This is a genomic window from Nocardiopsis sp. NPDC006832, from assembly GCF_040635885.1.
Classification (GTDB): domain Bacteria; phylum Actinomycetota; class Actinomycetes; order Streptosporangiales; family Streptosporangiaceae; genus Nocardiopsis.
The window spans coordinates 14,817-29,687 of record NZ_JBEYLC010000065.1 but is presented as its reverse complement, the minus strand read 5'-3'; the positions used below and the strand labels follow the sequence as shown (position 1 = coordinate 29,687).

Genomic DNA, 14,871 nt, shown 5'->3' with positions numbered 1-14,871 from the left:
TCCAGACGTACGGGCACGTTCCGGGCGGGCAGCCCCAGCGCGGCGTCGAGGATGTGGGTGGTCACGTGGCTCATGCCGCCTCCAACAGTTTGACCAGGCGCAGCCCGGCGATCTTGCGCAGTTCGTCGCCGACCACGGCCAGTTCGGACTCGGGGTCGTTGTCCAGGCGGGCGACCAGGTCCGTGAGGAGTTCACGGCCGGAGCGTCCGCTGGCGCAGACGAGGTAGATCTGCCCGAACCGACCCTCGTACTCCCCCTGCGCGTAGGTGAAGATCCGCTGGACGCGGGTGGAGGCGTCGTCGGTGTCGGCGGAGAACGCGGACTGTTCCCCGCGTGACCAGGTCGCTTCGGTGTTCTCGCCCTTGGCCTTCTCCCCGATGCGCGGGTGGCGGGCCAGGGCGGTGGCGACCTCGTCGGGGGTGATCGCACGCGCGTGCTCGTCGGCACGGGCGAGCAGGGTGGCGCGGTCGGTGAAGGGCGCCTCCGTGGCGACGGCCTCCACCCAGCGGTCGATGTCCAGGCACTGCGCGAGTTCGGTGCGCAGGTCCTCCTTCGACAGCCGGTTCAGGCGGGCCAGTCCCGGCTCGGGGACGGCCCCCGAGGTGTCCGGGGTGGTCTCGGGCATGTGTTCTCCCTGGGTCCGGCCGGTGTCCCCCTGCTCACGGGGCACAGGGCCCACGGGGCGGGGAGTCCCGCGGCTCGGACCTTGGTTTCGTAGGGCAGATAGCTGATTCCGCATTACGGATTGAAGGGACTCTAAACGATGACAGTGTGACCTTGTCAACACTGGCAAGGGGCTTTCTGGGAAAAAGTCCCGGTTCTGTGTCCTCGCGCGAAGAACGCGGGAAGTTGCTGTTCGCGGGTGGTGGGCCGGTCGTTGGGGTGGGGGTGGGGCCGAAAGAGTGGTTGACAAGCCTCGGTGGGGCGCTGCACACTCAAATCATTCCTTAAAGTGAAAAGTAGTTTCCGCAAAGTGGAAGTAGCTTCTGGAGGCCGCGCATGAGCCACACACTCGGGTACACGGTGAACTGCTCCCTGCTGTTCACCGAGCTCCCCGTCAACGAACGCCCTCAGGCCGCCAAGGACGCGGGCTTCCACGCCATCGAGTTCTGGTGGCCCTTCGAGACCGCCACCCCCGAGCAGGCCGACGTCGACGCCTTCGTCGCCGCCATCGACACCGCCGGCGTACGCCTGACCGGCCTCAACTTCTTCGCCGGACGGCTGCCCGGCCCCGACCGCGGCGTGCTCTCCCACCCCGACCGCGTCGCCGAGTTCCGCGCCAACGTCGACGTCGTCGTCCAGATCGCCGAACGCACGGGGGTCACCGGCTTCAACGCCCTCTACGGGCTGCGCCAGGACGGTGTCGACCCGGCCGAACAGGACCGCGTCGCGCTGGAGAACACCCTCGCCGCCGCCGAAGGCGTCGCCAAGGTCGGCGGCACGGTCCTCGTCGAACCCATCAGCGGGTCCGAGACCTACCCGCTCAAGACCGCGGCCGAAGGCCTGGCCTTCGTCGCCCGGGCCAAGGCCGCGGGGGCCGACAACGTCGCCCTCCTCGCCGACTTCTTCCACCTCGCCGTCAACGGCGAAGACCTCGCCGCCGTGGTGCGCGAGCACGCCGCCGACTTCGGACACGTCCAGATCGCCGACGCACCCGGACGCGGAGAGCCCGGTACCGGCGAACTCCCCCTCGCCGAACTCCTCACCGCTTCCCGGGCCGGCGGCTACCAGGGCCTGGTGGGCCTGGAGTACAAGCCCACCGTCCCCTCCGCCCAAAGCCTCACCCGGCTCCCGTGAACAGCGCACACACCGACAGACAAGGACCCGCCATGTCCGCCCGCAAGATCGCCTTCATCGGCCTCGGCATCATGGGCCTGCCGATGGCCGTCAACCTCGTCCGCGCCGGTCACACCGTCACCGGTCACAACCGCAGCACGCAGCGCGTCGACGCCCTGGTCGGAGAGGGCGGCCTACGCGGCGGCGGTGTCGCCGACGCGGTCGCCGACGCCGACGTCGTCATCACGATGCTCCCCGACTCCCCGGACGTCGAGGCCGTCCTGACCGGTCCGGACGGCGTCTTCGAGAGCGCCAAGCCCGGGACGCTCGTCATCGACATGAGCACCATCCGCCCCGACGTCGCCCGCGCCCTCGCCACCACCGGCGCCGAGCGCGGCTTCCGGGTCCTGGACGCCCCGGTCAGCGGGGGTGAGGCCGGCGCCATCGAGGCCAAGCTGTCCATCATGGTCGGCGGCGCCCAGGAGGACTTCGACGCCGCCCGACCGATCTTCGACGTCCTGGGCACCACCCCGGTCCTGGTCGGCCCCAGCGGTTCCGGCCAGACGGTCAAGGCCGCCAACCAGCTCATCGTGGCCGGCCATCTCCAGCTCCTCGCCGAGGCCCTGGTGTTCCTGGAGGCGCACGGGGTGGAGACCGAGGCCGGCCTGGAGGTCCTGGGCGGCGGGCTCGCCGGCAGCACCGTCCTGCAACGCAAGGGCAAGGGCATGCGCGAGCGCGACTTCGAGCCCGGCTTCCGCATCGCCCTGCACGACAAGGACATGCGCATCATCACCGACTCCGCGAGCGCCGCCGGCGTGGCGATCCCGCTCGGGTCGCAGGTGGCGCAGTACGTCGCCGCGCTCAAGAACCAGGGGCACGGCGGCCTCGACCACTCCGCGCTGCTCAAGATCGTCGAACGGCTCTCCGGCCGCGACCGGTAGGAAACCGATCCTCCCGTAGAACACGGGGCGCGGCCGTCGTCCCCGGGTGTTGGCCCACCCGGGATCGGCACGACGGAGCCCCCACCCCCTGGCACACACAGTCACCCCAGCACTGAAGGGTTCGCTCCCATGGCGAAAATGCCCGCGATGAACGCCGTCGTGGAGGTTCTCAAGGATGAAGGCGTCGACACCGCCTTCGGCTGCCCCGGCGCGGCGATCCTCCCCCTCTACAAGGCCCTGGAGGACGTCGGCGGCATCGAGCACCTGACCGTCCGCCACGAGGAGGGCGCCACCCACATGGCCGACGGGTGGTCCCGCACCAGCGGCAAGGTCGGCGTGGCCATCGGCACCTCCGGCCCGGCCGGCACCAACATGATCACCGGCCTGTACACCGCGATCGCCGACTCGGTCCCGATCGTGTGCATCACCGGTCAGCAGCGCACCGACCTGCTCGACAAGGAGGGCTTCCAGGCGGTCGACATCGTCGAGATCGCCAAGCCCGTCACCAAGTGGGCCGTGCAGATCAAGGAGGCGGCCACCGCCCCGTGGATCTTCCGCGAGGCTTTCCGGGTCGCCCAGGAGGGGCGCCCCGGACCGGTCCTGATCGACATCCCGTTGGACGTCGCCCAGCGGGTCATCGAGTACGACCCCGCGCTGGACGCCGCGCTCAAGATCAACACCGTCGAGCCGCACCTTCCACGCGTGGAGAAGGCGCTGGACCTGTTGCTGGAGGCCGAGCGTCCGCTCATCCTCGCCGGTGGCGGGGTCATCCTGGCCGAGGCCTCCGAGGACCTGCGCGAACTCGCCGAGTACCTCCAGGTCCCGGTGCAGGTCACCCTCATGGGGAAGGGTTCCTTCGATGAGGACTCACCCCTGTACTCGGGCATGACCGGCGTGCAGACCTCCCAGCGCTACGGCAACACGTCCTTCCTGGAGTCCGACCTGGTCCTGGCCGTGGGCGCACGCTTCGCCGACCGCCACACCGGTCAGATCGACGTCTACCGGGGCGAGCGCAAGTTCGTCCACGTCGACATCGAGGCCACCCAGATCGGTCGGGTCTTCGAACCCGACCTGGGCGTGGTCTCCGACGCCAAACTGTTCATCCGGGAACTGCTCGCCGCCGCCAGGCGTCGTGAGACCAAGGCGCGGGTGGGGGAGTGGATCGCCCGCGTCGGCGAGTTGAAGGAAACCCTGACCCGTCGCGAGGACTTCGACAGCGTCCCGGTCAAGGCCCCGCGCGTGTACAAGGAGATCAACGAGGTCTTCGACGCCGACACCTACTTCGTCACCGCCATCGGCCTCTACCAGATCTGGGGCGGCCAACACCAGAAGGCGTACAAGCCGCGCCACTACCAGATCTGCGGCCAGGCGGGCCCGCTCGGCTGGGAGATCCCCGCGGCCATCGGTGTCAAGAAGGCTCTCAAGAACACCGAACCCGACGCCGAGGTCGTCGGCATCGTCGGTGACTACGGCTTCCAGTACATGGTCGAGGAGCTGGCCGTCGCCGCCCAGTACGACGTGCCGTACGTGATCATCATGCTCAACAACGAGTACCTGGGTCTGATCCGTCAGGCCTCCATCCCGTTCGACATGAACTACCAGGTGGACGTCCACTACGACGAGTACGGCACCGACAACGTCAAGCTCATGGAGGCCTACGGGTGCTCCGGGCGGCGCGTGTGGGAACCGGGCGAGGTCCGCGACTCCCTGGAGTGGGCCCGCAAGGAGGCCAAGGCGACCTCGCGTCCGGTGCTGGTGGAGATCATGATCGAGCGCGAGGCCAACACCCCGCATGGTCCGGCGATCGACGCCGTCAAGGAGTTCGAGCCGCTGCCGAGCGCCTGATCCGAAGACCGCCACGGGGCCGGACCTGCACCCGAGCCCCGTGGCAGGGCCCCTCCGAGACCGGCAGGAGGGGCCCTTTCCCCGCTTCCGGCGTTCCCTCGCCGGGTACATCCGCGGAGGTTTCGAAAGACCCCAAGGCGATCACAGAGACCATGTGGACAAGAACTCTGAGTCATCATCGCTGGTGATCAAGAACGTACGCGTCTTCGACGGTGAGAACGACCGACTCGAACCCGGGCACGTGGTGGTGCGCGGAAGGCGCGTCGACCGGATCGTCCCTCACACGGACCCGGTCGCCGAACCCGACGGTGCCCGGGTCATCGACTGCGCCGGTGAGGCGGGAGAGATCACCCGGGTGCTCATGCCCGGGCTCATCGACGCCCACACGCATCTGGCGGTCGGCGGCATCTCCGCCCTCGAAGTGTTGACCGGTCCGGACGGGCTGGTGCACTGCAAGGCCCTCGCCGAGGCCCGGCGCATGCTCATGCGCGGGTTCACCTCGGCGCGTGACATGGGCGGGCCCACCGCGGCGATCAAGAACGTGATCGACTCCGGTGACTTCCCGGGTCCGCGTATCTATCCGAGCAACGCCGCGATCTCCCAGACCGCCGGACACGGCGACTTCTCCGCCGTCTACGACGCGCCCACCGCCCTGGGCGGGCCCCTCTCCCGAGCGGACCAGGTGGGGATCATGCGGGTCGCGGACGGCACCGAACGGGTGCTCGCCGCCGTACGCGAACAGCTCAAGAAGGGGGCCAGCCAGGTCAAACTCATGGCCGGTGGTGGGGTCACCTCGATCTACGACGACCTGGACGTGGTGCAGTTCACCCCGCAGGAGCTGCGGGTGGCGGTCCAGGCCGCCCAGGACTGGGGAACCTACGTCGCCGTGCACGTGTTCACCACCGAGGGGATCAAGCGTGCCCTGGACGCGGGGGTCCGCTCCATCGAACACGGGCAGTTGGCGGACGAGGAGACGGTCGCCCTCATCGCGAGCAAGGGGGCGTGGCTGAGTACCCAGCCCTTCGCCGAGGGCGACCACACCTTCCCCGACCCGCGCTCCAAGGAGAAGGACGCCAGGGTCTGTCGGGGAGTGGACCACCTGTTCACCTGGGCTCGCGATCACGGCGCGCGGATCGCCTTCGGCACCGACCTGCTCTTCGCCCCGGACGCGGGTGATCGACAATCACGGATGTTCGCCCGCCTGGACCGGTACATGTCACCGGTGGACGCCCTGCGCGTGGGCACCTCGGGCAACGCGGCCCTGCTGCGCATGTCCGGCGCCCGCGATCCCTATGGTCAGGCCGAGCTGGGGGTGGTGCGGCCGGGCGCCTGGGCGGACCTGTTGGTGGTGGAGGGTGATCCCACCCGTGACCTCTCCCTGTTGGCCGACCCCGAGCGGAACCTGTCGGTCATCGTCAAGGACGGGCTGACGTATCGCGATCGCCTCGGGTAGAGGAGAGGCCCCGGTCCGAGCGGGCGGACCGGGGGCCTCGATGAGGCGGCTCAGCCGCAGTAGGTCTCTTCCTGGTCGATGATGCGGTAGGGGCAGTCCGCGTAGTCGAGCAGGCGCAGCACCGCCTCCTCGTTGCGCGAGGTCTCACGCTCGATGACCGACGAGGGCGGGTAGAAACCACCGTCCGCGGGCGACTTCGGATACATCTCAAATGTGAAGTTCACGATGCCCTGGTCGGCCCACAACCAGTCGTTGATGGACCCGTCCGTGACGTACAGGTCGCTGGACTGTTGGGGCGTGTACCCGTTGGCCTCGGCCATGTACTCGCCCAGCGCCTCGTGGGTGTCGTACTCCTCCTGCGACATCGCGTCGTTGGTCTCGTCGTAGGTGTGGCCGAACGGCCAGAGGATGAGCTCGCTGTAGGTGTGGAAGTCGATGGCGCTGGTGATCTGCTGTTCGCCGTCCACCACGCGGCCGCGTACGAAGTCCGCGACGGCGGCCACCTCGACACCGGACTCGGCCGCGTCGCCCCGGTAGGTGATGCTCTCCGGGTCGCCGGAGGAACCGCCGCAGCAGCCCCAGTTGTAGGCCCAGTTACGGTTCAGGTCGGTACCGATGGCCGACGAACCCTCGCTGGGCTGGCGGTTCTTGCGCCAGTCCCGCCAGGTGTCATCCGCCATGTCGTACTCGCTGCCGTCCGGGTTGACGTTGGGCAGGATCCAGATCTCACGGCCGTCGACCAGTTCGGTGATCCGGTCGTCCTCGCCGTACCCGTCGGTGAGCAGGTCCATCAGGTAGATCGCCATCTCGACGGTGAGGTGTTCGCGCGCGTGTTGGGAGTGGGTGAACAGCACCTCGGGCCGGTCCTCGTCCACGGACACGTTGCCGCTGATCTTCACCGCGACCAGGTCCTGGCCCTCGTAGGACTGCCCGTAGACCTCCTTGGCGGCGAGTTCGGGGTGCTGGGCGACGACCTCGTCGACGATCTCCAGCAGTTCGGGGTAGGTGGTGTAGCCCGGGTCGGGGGAGGCCAGGGTCTCGGGGAGTTCGTAGGGCTCGGCGGCGTAACCGAGGGAGTCCAGTTCGTCGACGTCGTCGATCGAGCCGGTGATCAGCAACGAGTCGTCGCCGACGTGGTCGATGGCGACACCGGTGGCGGCGATCTCGGAACGTTCCTCGGCGGTGCTCACGCCGTCGACCTCGTACAGACCGTAGGAGGGTTCGGCGGTGGCGCTTCCGGTGGCCAGCGTCCCCAGGAGGAGGGCGCCGGCGGCGACGGGGACGAGGACTCTTCTGACGGGGGTCGTGGGGGAGGGGTACTCCACTATGCCTCCATGAGCGGGGAGTGAGGCGGCGAATACTAGGCGGTATTGGAGATCGGGCCACCCCGACCTGTCAATGTGGCGGATTTTCCGGCCGCGAGATGGCGAATCGTCTTGTTTGGAGTACTTGCCACGTGAAGCCCGCTTTTTCCGTGACCGCGCGGATGCCGAGCGTGGCCGGATCCGGCCACATGGGACCCCCGTGCCACGTCGACCGCCGCCCCTCGACCGCTTACCCGCGTCGGGCGCCGTCCGGCCAGATCACCTCGACCGGCAACCCCCGGTCCCGGGCCGCGACCACCGCGTCGGCGGTGCCTCCGCGTCCGTCGGAGGGATGCCCGTCCCAGACCGCGAAGAGCCGTTCCACGTTCGACAGCACCGCCTGGTTGGCGTCCTCGTAGGCGGCGCGGCCGGCCCGCCGGTGCGGCATGTAGCGCACCGACGACGCGCGGATGAGGAACCCGTCGAAGTCCTCGCGGTCCTCCGGCTTGACTTTGTTCTCCCGGTAGTCCGCGGAGGGGAGCACGACCTCGACCTTGCCCCCCGCGCGCAGGACGGCCTCGGCGAACAGCCGGTCGGCACCGCGCGCCAGGCAGGAGATGCCGACCAGGTCCTCGCCTCGGTAGGGCGTCAGGGCCGCGCCGAGCGCCTTGACGACCGCCTCGCGGCTCTCCTCGGTCAGGTTAGAGTGTCCGGTGATCCCGATCCGTGGCATCCTGCCCCCTTTGTCTTCTATGGCGTTGCCAGCAGGGTAAGGGGAAGTTCGTCACGGATCGCCGCCGTGTCCGGGTTTTTGTGCAGTGCGGAGGATTCGACGTACCAATCGCGCAGACGTCGGCGCACCCGCCCCGAGGCCAGGCCCGGGCCCGATCCCAGCGCCGCGCGCACGGAACGAGCCGACTCCGTGCCCTCTCCCAGGGCCGCGTACGTGCGGCCGAGTCCGATCAGGTCGAGGGTCCTTCCCCGGCCCGTCCCACGTCGCTCCAGCGCGGACGAGATGTACTCGACCGACTTCAGCGCGAACCGTTCGGACTCGGGCCGTTCCAGGGACCGACCCAGGTCGCGGTAGCGCGCGCCCACGACACCGGCCAGTTCGGCCTCGTCGAATTTTTGCGACCACTCGGGTGCGGGACCCTCCTCCCGTGCCAGGAGGTCCTGGGCCTGACCCACCGTGCGTTCGAACGACGCCACGCGACCCATGCGCGCGTACGACCACCCCTCGCGCGTGCGTAACAGGGCACGGACCGAGGGCGGGGCCCCGAGCGAGGCCGCCTGGTCCAGGGCCAGGCGCGTGATGTCGAGCGCGTCCTCGGGGTGGTGCAGGTCCAACATCTGACGCGCCATGTCGGCCAGCACCCGGACCCCGAAGGACGAGTGCTCGGGGCCCGCGTACCGGACCGCCCGCAGGGAGAGCGAGTAGTAGCGCTGCGCCGTGCCGTGGTCGCCCGAGTCGAAGGACATCGACCCCACGACCCGCGCGAGTTCGGCCATCACCGCGAACAGGCGCTGTTGCACGTCGGGCCGTTGTCGGTGCTCGACCAACTCCGAGACCTCCGAGAGCTGCCCGATCACGGCCTTGCGTCGTGTCCCCATCCGCCACCGTTCGTCCCAGTGGCGCAGGCACACGGTCGCCGCCTCGATCCGCTCCAGTTCCATCACACCGATGGTCGATCCGCCACTTCGGGTCCTTGGTGTGCCGGGTGCGGTCCACCGTTCCAGGAGTTCCGTCAGCGCGGCCCCGACCAGGATCGTGCCGCCGATGGCGAATGCCTCTCTACGTTTCATCAGGTCCCTCAGAGTCTGCTCGGCCATCTCCCGCGCCATATCCGCGGCGGGGGAGGAGTCGCTAACGCGTAAGGAGGATTCTGTCCACGACGCCTCCATTTCATTCTCGGAATCCGAGGCCGCGAGTCCGAGAACCCTTCTGGCCTGCGAGGGCATGGATAAACCGTCGGCCACACGGAGCCAGGTGTCTAGAGCGGTGACCGAACGGCGCCCGCACATGATCGCGCTCACGTGGGGCTGGGCCATGTCGATCGCCGAACCGATCGTCTGCTGGCTCGCACCGGTGTGCAGGCGCACGAGCCCCAAGAGGGCACCCGCGTCCCTTCGTGCGAGGCAGCCACGAACGTCGTTTCGATTCCAGAACGGACCCGGCGGGAGTACCCGGGTCTGGAGCTGCGATTTCGCCATACATATCACCGGTGTATATCTGTGCGGGATTCCGTGCCGAGGGGAAAACGAGGTTTGCTCGCCTTGTTCATCCTTACCCGGATTCGGTGGCCGGTGAATGGACCGAAGACCCTGATCGGTTCGTGTGCCCGCCACATGTGGAGGTCCCCATGTCCATCTCCCGATCGACACGCGAGCGTTCCATGAGCGTGGAGCTCGGACCGGCGGCCATCGAACGAAGAACGTGCCCGGTCGGAGCGGGGGAGGTGGGGACGTGAGCCGGGCCCACCGGAGGATGGTCGACCGTCTTCGCGCGCAGGTGCGAGTGGGCTCCGACTGGGAGAAGGTCTTCGCCGAGGTCCCGCGCCACCGGTTCCTTCCGGACCGCTTCGTCCCGGACGGTGGGCGGGACGAGGTCGACCGGTGGCACGACGAGACGGCGTGGATGGAGGCCGCCTACGCCGACCAGGGGGCCACGGTCGGACACCACCAGGCCGGCGGACTCGACGGCGCGCGCTCGATCGGTGGTTCCGTGTGTTCGCCCTCCCGGGCCGCCGACCTACTGCTCCGCGCCGATCTCACCCGCGGCATGCACGTCCTGGAGATCGGTACGGGCAGCGGCTATTGCTCCGCCCTGATGTGCGGGTTCCTGGGAGAGGACGCGGTGGTCTCGGTCGAGATCGATCCCGACCGCGCCGATCACGCGCGCGTCAACCTCCTGGGCGCGGGAGCGGTCCCCACGGTGGTGGCCGGTGACGGTGTGGACGGTTGCGCGATCCGAGCGCCCTTCGACCGGGTGGTCTCCTCGGTGCCGGTCGAGCGGCTGCCCGACCGGTGGGTGGAACAGTGCCTGCCCGGAGGGCGGATCCTCACCCGTTGGGGCGGTTCCTTCTCCCATGACCTGGTGGCCGACCTGCGCGTGGGCGCCGACGATCGTGCCCGTGGCCACTTCACGGTGGCGCGCCCCTGGGCTCCCGCGCTCGCGGGGGAGCACGAGGCCGCCCTGATCTCCCGGTACGTCAGACCGGGTGAGGAGGAACGGTCACACGCCTTCGACCTGGACGCGTGGGACCTGATGGACGAGGCGAGCGCGCTGTGCTGTGGTCTGACGATGCCCGGGGTGCGGCGGATCGTGCGGCCGGCGCTGTTGCGGTCGGACCTGCGCGTGGCCCTCTACCTCATCGATCCGGAGTCCGGTTCCTGGGCGCTGGGCGCGGTCGCGGCCCAGGCGCCACGAGGGGTCCTGGCCAGGCAACGCGGCCCGCGCATGCTCTTCGACGAGTGGGCGCGCGCCCACATGGCGTGGAAGCGGGTCGGGCGGCCGGGACTGGATCGCTTCGGGGTGACGGCCGGGCCCACGGGACAGACCATCTGGCTGGACGACGAGCGCACGGTGTGGGCGGTGACCGCATGAGGGGGTTCGAGGGCCGGGTCGGTCCGTGTGAACGTGTCCGGCCGCGAGCACGTGGTTCACGCACCGCCTATCCGGGTTTTCCCAGTTCACGTCGGTATCCACAGGTCGTGGAGGCGCTGACCAGGGCCAGGTTCGACGCGGCCCGGGACCTGAGGAAGGTGCCCGGCATGGATCCCTCGAAGCAGGCGGCCGTCATCCTCTGCGTCAGCGAGATGCTCACGGTGACCATGAGACGGGCCGCGCGCGGCGGGCGCAGCGCCGACGTGGTGCGCGTGCTCTCCCTGGGGCGGAACGGTGCCCGCACCATGCTGCGACTGATCGTCACCGAGCGGCCGGTGGGCAGTGCGGTCGAGGCGATGCCGTACCCGGAGGCGGACGATCCCGAGTCCGAGAGCCGGAACCTGGAGATGGTCGACCACCTCAGTGACCGGTGGGGCGCGCGGCGGCTTCGTTGGGAGTGGGGAGAGCCGGTGATCGCGCTCTGGGCGGAGTTCGCGCTGCCGCCGGTGACGGTGGCCCGAGGCGCTACGGGCTGAGAGAAGAAGGATGTCCGTCGGCGGTACCGGCACGCGGTGGCTCGGGCTTACCGGCCTGCCGAGGCCTCGGGTGTTGGCCGCACCCTGGGTCCCGCCGACGGACTCCGTATGACCCCCCTAGCACTGAAGGGTTCCCCTCCAGGGTAGCCCTCATCGCCTGTATCTTGAAGTCGAGGTACCCATTTTGAACGATCATCTCAAATCGTTGTGGGCCCCTCGCGTCACCCCAGATCACGTGGGCACCGTCTCAGCATGTGAGCATCGAGTGTCGAAATTTCGCGACCGTCTGCTAGCGTGACGATCGTTATGTTGCGCGAGCTGCTCCTCCTTAGTGGCCGCGGCGGGGATCGTTAGAAGGTCGGCCCCTCGCCGCGGGACTTCGGCTTGCCTTGTCGGCCGTTACATCACGTGCCACTGATTTCTCCCGAGGAGCAACACCGTTATGGTGCCGCAGCAAAAGCACAGTTCCATGCCGTTCGAGCGCTACCAGGCCTTCAAGCCGGTGGACCTGCCGGACCGCACCTGGCCCGCCGAGACCATCACCGAGGCTCCGCGTTGGCTGTCCACCGACCTGCGCGACGGCAACCAGGCGCTGATCGAGCCGATGGACCCCGCGCGCAAGCACGAGATCTTCCAGCTGCTGGTCAAGATGGGCTACAAGGAGATCGAGGTCGGCTTCCCGGCCGCCAGCCAGACCGACTTCGACTTCGTCCGGGAACTGATCGAGGGCGAACTGATCCCCGACGACGTGCAGATCTCCGTGCTGACCCAGGCCCGCGAGGACCTGATCGAGCGCACCGTGCAGAGCCTGATCGGCGCCAAGCGCTCCACCGTGCACCTGTACAACGCCACCGCGCCCACCTTCCGTCGCGTCGTCTTCAAGGTGGACGAGGAGGCGTGCAAGGACATCGCGGTCCAGGGCACCCGCCACGTCGTACGCTTCGCCGAGCAGTACCTGGGCGAGACCGAGTACTTCGGCTACCAGTACTCGCCGGAGATCTTCGTCGACACCGAGCTGGACTTCGCCCTGGAGGTCTGCGAGGCCGTCATGGACGTGTGGAACCCCGGCCCGGGACGCGAGATCATCCTGAACCTGCCGGCCACCGTCGAGCGGGCCACCCCCAACATCTACGCCGACCAGATCGAGTGGATGAGCCGCAACCTGTCCCGCCGCGAGCACGTGGTCCTGTCCGTGCACCCGCACAACGACCGCGGCACCGGTGTGGCCTCCGCCGAACTGGCGGTCATGGGCGGCGCCGACCGCGTCGAGGGCTGCCTGTTCGGCCACGGTGAGCGCACCGGCAACGTCTGCCTGGTCACCCTGGGTCTGAACCTGTTCAGCCAGGGCGTCGACCCCAAGATCGACTTCTCCGACATCGACGAGATCCGCCGCACGGTCGAGCACTGCACCCAACTGCCCGTGGCCCCGCGCCACCCCTACGGCGGGGACCTGGTCTACACGGCCTTCTCCGGCTCCCACCAGGACGCCATCAAGAAGGGCTTCGACGACCTGAACAAGCGCGCCGTCGAGGCCGGGGTCCCCGTCGAGGAGTACCCCTGGGACGTGCCGTACCTGCCCATCGACCCCAAGGACGTGGGCCGCAACTACGAGGCGGTCATCCGGGTCAACAGCCAGTCCGGCAAGGGCGGCGTCTCCTACATCATGCAGCGGGACCACTCCCTGGACCTGCCGCGTCGCCTGCAGATCGAGTTCTCGCAGGTCATCCAACAGTTCACCGACGCCGAGGGCGGCGAGTTCCCGGCCGGCCGCATCTGGGAGATCTTCTCCAAGACCTACCTGGCCGACGAGGGCCCGGTCGCGGTTCTGGCGCACCGCTCCAGCACCGGTGAGGACGGCACGTACACGATCGAGGCCGACGCCCGCGTCAACGGCGAGATCCGTGAGCTGAAGGGCACCGGCAACGGTCCCATCTCCGCGTTCGCCGACGCGCTGACCGACGTCGACGTCAAGGTGCGCGTCAACGACTACGTGGAGCACTCCATGGGCGAGGACGGCAACGCCCGCGCCGCCGCCTACGTGGAGGCCGAGATCGACGGCGAGGTCGTGTGGGGCGTGGGCATCCACAGCAACATCACGACGGCTTCTCTGAAGGCCATGTGCAGCGCCATCGGCCGCGCCTGAGCCACGCTCGAAACCGACCCCTGGCACTGAGGGAACGGGCCGCGCCCCCATCGGGGACGCGGCCCGTCGCGCGTGTTCCTCGAACTACTCGTAGCCGAACTTCTGCGTCCAGGCCCGGTCGGCCTCGCCGACGCCGATGGCCTGCAGGTCGCAGTTGAGGATGTTGGCGCGGTGGCCCTCGCTGTTCATCCAGGCGTCCATGACCTGCTCGGCGCTCTGCTGCCCCTTGGCCACGTTCTCCGCGCCCCAGGAGTCGTAGCCGTGGCGGTTCGCTCGCTCGCCGGGGCCCTCCCCGTCCGGGCTCTGGTGCGCCATGTAGTCACGGGCGGCCATGTCGTCGCTGTGCTCCTGGGCGGCGGCGGTCAGCCGGTCGTCCACGTGCACCGGTTCGCAGCCGTTCGCGGAACGTTCGCTGTTGACCAGGTTCACGACCTCGTTGGCCAGGGGGCCACCGGCGTTGGAGGTGGTGCCGTCGCCACCGCCGCCTCCGTTGCCTCCACCACCGTCGCCGTTTCCACCACCGCCGTCGCCCTCGGAGCCGGCGTCCTCGCCGTCCTGGGGGGAGAACGTGGCGGTCGCCTGCGCGCTGAGGGTCGCGCTGTCACCGGAGGGCTCGGCGCGCTCCGGCGTCGCGGTCGGTTCGTCGAAGAAATCGTCGTCCTCCGCGTTCTCGGGGACCTGGGAGTCGTCGGCGACGGCGCCCTCCCCGATCTCTCCGACGGCGCTCGCGCCATCGGCCGCGTCCGAACCGTCCTCGCCGACCGTGTTCAGGACCAGGGCCCCGGCCAGGGTCAGCCCGACCGGAACGGCGATGATCCCGGCGACCAGGGGCACCACTCGGCGCTTCTTGCGACGCGCGGAGCCATGGCCCCGCGCGTCGAAGTCATCGTCGTACTCGTCGTCGTAACGAGCGTCGTACTCCGATGACGGGTGGTCGCGGAGCGAGCGCTGTTCGCGAGCGCTCATCCTGCGCCTGCCTCGGCGGCCTCGCGCCATTTCGCTGTACCTTCCGTGCGGGGTCGGGGATCGCGCGGGCACCCCCGTGGGGATACGGGTCGGGGCCGAGATCCGTCTCGGGGTGATCGTTCCCGTGCCCGCGTCAGAAGGAGCGTGTGCGACGTCGGGGGTCCTGTGAAGCCGAGGGGGAAGGGCGGCACATCCCGAACGTCGAAACTCCCTAGCGCGTGAGAGTAGAGCAAATGTCCTAAAAAGGGAATCTAAACGGTACTAAACCACTTCAGGGGTGTGCGCGTCGGTATGGACAGACCG

The 14,871-nt window shown here is 68.9% G+C and carries 12 protein-coding genes and 1 pseudogene; 7 read left to right on the top strand and 6 right to left on the bottom strand.

Features of this window, described 5'->3' with window-relative positions; genetic code table 11:
* Positions 1 to 74: pseudogene (locus ABZ717_RS23970) on the bottom strand (hydroxyisourate hydrolase); the annotation flags it as partial.
* Entirely contained in the window at positions 71 to 625 is a 555-nt protein-coding gene (gene uraD, locus ABZ717_RS23965) for a 2-oxo-4-hydroxy-4-carboxy-5-ureidoimidazoline decarboxylase (protein WP_358514223.1), read from the bottom strand. The gene uraD and the pseudogene ABZ717_RS23970, both read right to left, overlap by 4 nt.
* Positions 626 to 999: 374 nt before the next feature.
* On the opposite strand from uraD, the gene ABZ717_RS23960 reads away from it, so the two are divergent.
* The 4 genes from ABZ717_RS23960 to ABZ717_RS23945 all read left to right on the top strand — a co-directional run bounded on the left by ABZ717_RS23960 (position 1,000) and on the right by ABZ717_RS23945 (position 6,015).
* Complete coding sequence (locus ABZ717_RS23960; protein WP_358514221.1) at positions 1,000 to 1,797, top strand: TIM barrel protein; 798 nt, start codon at positions 1,000 to 1,002, stop codon at positions 1,795 to 1,797.
* A gap of 32 nt (positions 1,798 to 1,829) precedes the next feature.
* Positions 1,830 to 2,717, top strand: a complete 888-nt coding sequence (locus tag ABZ717_RS23955; RefSeq protein WP_358514219.1) for a 2-hydroxy-3-oxopropionate reductase — start codon at positions 1,830 to 1,832, stop codon at positions 2,715 to 2,717.
* Between the two features lie 129 nt (positions 2,718 to 2,846).
* Positions 2,847 to 4,562, top strand: a complete 1,716-nt coding sequence (gcl, locus tag ABZ717_RS23950; protein WP_358514217.1) for a glyoxylate carboligase — start codon at positions 2,847 to 2,849, stop codon at positions 4,560 to 4,562.
* Positions 4,563 to 4,746: 184 nt separating this feature from the next.
* The gene (locus ABZ717_RS23945) at positions 4,747 to 6,015 is read left to right on the top strand and encodes an amidohydrolase family protein (RefSeq protein WP_358514215.1); all 1,269 of its coding nucleotides are present in this window, start codon (positions 4,747 to 4,749) and stop codon (positions 6,013 to 6,015) included.
* Positions 6,016 to 6,065: 50 nt separating this feature from the next.
* Here the strand turns inward: ABZ717_RS23945 and ABZ717_RS23940 are convergent, their stop codons facing one another.
* The 3 genes from ABZ717_RS23940 to ABZ717_RS23930 all read right to left on the bottom strand — a co-directional run bounded on the left by ABZ717_RS23940 (position 6,066) and on the right by ABZ717_RS23930 (position 9,122).
* Positions 6,066 to 7,340 carry a M14 family metallopeptidase gene (locus ABZ717_RS23940; RefSeq protein ID WP_358514213.1) on the bottom strand — a complete coding sequence of 425 codons (1,275 nt, stop codon included), beginning with the start codon at positions 7,338 to 7,340 and terminating at the stop codon, positions 6,066 to 6,068.
* Positions 7,341 to 7,569: 229 nt separating this feature from the next.
* Positions 7,570 to 8,052: a hypothetical protein gene (locus tag ABZ717_RS23935; protein WP_358514211.1), complete on the bottom strand. Its 483-nt coding sequence runs from the start codon at positions 8,050 to 8,052 to the stop codon at positions 7,570 to 7,572.
* A gap of 17 nt (positions 8,053 to 8,069) precedes the next feature.
* Positions 8,070 to 9,122 carry a hypothetical protein gene (locus ABZ717_RS23930; RefSeq protein ID WP_358514209.1) on the bottom strand — a complete coding sequence of 351 codons (1,053 nt, stop codon included), beginning with the start codon at positions 9,120 to 9,122 and terminating at the stop codon, positions 8,070 to 8,072.
* Positions 9,123 to 9,783: 661 nt separating this feature from the next.
* On the opposite strand from ABZ717_RS23930, the gene ABZ717_RS23925 reads away from it, so the two are divergent.
* The 3 genes from ABZ717_RS23925 (at position 9,784) to leuA (ending at position 13,602) form a co-directional block, all read left to right on the top strand.
* Positions 9,784 to 10,923 carry a protein-L-isoaspartate(D-aspartate) O-methyltransferase gene (locus ABZ717_RS23925; RefSeq protein ID WP_358514207.1) on the top strand — a complete coding sequence of 380 codons (1,140 nt, stop codon included), beginning with the start codon at positions 9,784 to 9,786 and terminating at the stop codon, positions 10,921 to 10,923.
* 107 nt (positions 10,924 to 11,030) lie between these two features.
* A complete protein-coding gene (locus tag ABZ717_RS23920) occupies positions 11,031 to 11,459 on the top strand; it encodes an ATP-binding protein (RefSeq protein WP_358514205.1) in 429 nt (142 codons plus the stop codon).
* A gap of 442 nt (positions 11,460 to 11,901) precedes the next feature.
* Positions 11,902 to 13,602: a 2-isopropylmalate synthase gene (gene leuA / locus ABZ717_RS23915; RefSeq protein ID WP_358514203.1), complete on the top strand. Its 1,701-nt coding sequence runs from the start codon at positions 11,902 to 11,904 to the stop codon at positions 13,600 to 13,602.
* Between the two features lie 84 nt (positions 13,603 to 13,686).
* On the opposite strand, the gene ABZ717_RS23910 is transcribed toward leuA, so the two are convergent.
* On the bottom strand, positions 13,687 to 14,568 hold the full coding sequence (locus ABZ717_RS23910) for a CAP domain-containing protein (RefSeq protein WP_358514201.1): 882 nt from the start codon (positions 14,566 to 14,568) through the stop codon (positions 13,687 to 13,689).
* Between the last annotated feature and the right edge of the window lie 303 nt (positions 14,569 to 14,871).

Bases quoted from the DNA above. Each gene is read 5' to 3' on its own strand.
- ABZ717_RS23960 (WP_358514221.1), top strand. From the start codon at position 1,000: ATGAGCCACACACTCGGGTACACGGTGAACTGCTCCCTGCTGTTCACC.
- ABZ717_RS23930 (WP_358514209.1), bottom strand. From the start codon at position 9,122: ATGAAACGTAGAGAGGCATTCGCCATCGGCGGCACGATCCTGGTCGGG.
- ABZ717_RS23910 (WP_358514201.1), bottom strand. From the start codon at position 14,568: ATGAGCGCTCGCGAACAGCGCTCGCTCCGCGACCACCCGTCATCGGAG.
- ABZ717_RS23955 (WP_358514219.1), top strand. From the start codon at position 1,830: ATGTCCGCCCGCAAGATCGCCTTCATCGGCCTCGGCATCATGGGCCTG.
- leuA (WP_358514203.1), top strand. From the start codon at position 11,902: ATGGTGCCGCAGCAAAAGCACAGTTCCATGCCGTTCGAGCGCTACCAG.
- gcl (WP_358514217.1), top strand. From the start codon at position 2,847: ATGGCGAAAATGCCCGCGATGAACGCCGTCGTGGAGGTTCTCAAGGAT.
- uraD (WP_358514223.1), bottom strand. From the start codon at position 625: ATGCCCGAGACCACCCCGGACACCTCGGGGGCCGTCCCCGAGCCGGGA.
- ABZ717_RS23935 (WP_358514211.1), bottom strand. From the start codon at position 8,052: ATGCCACGGATCGGGATCACCGGACACTCTAACCTGACCGAGGAGAGC.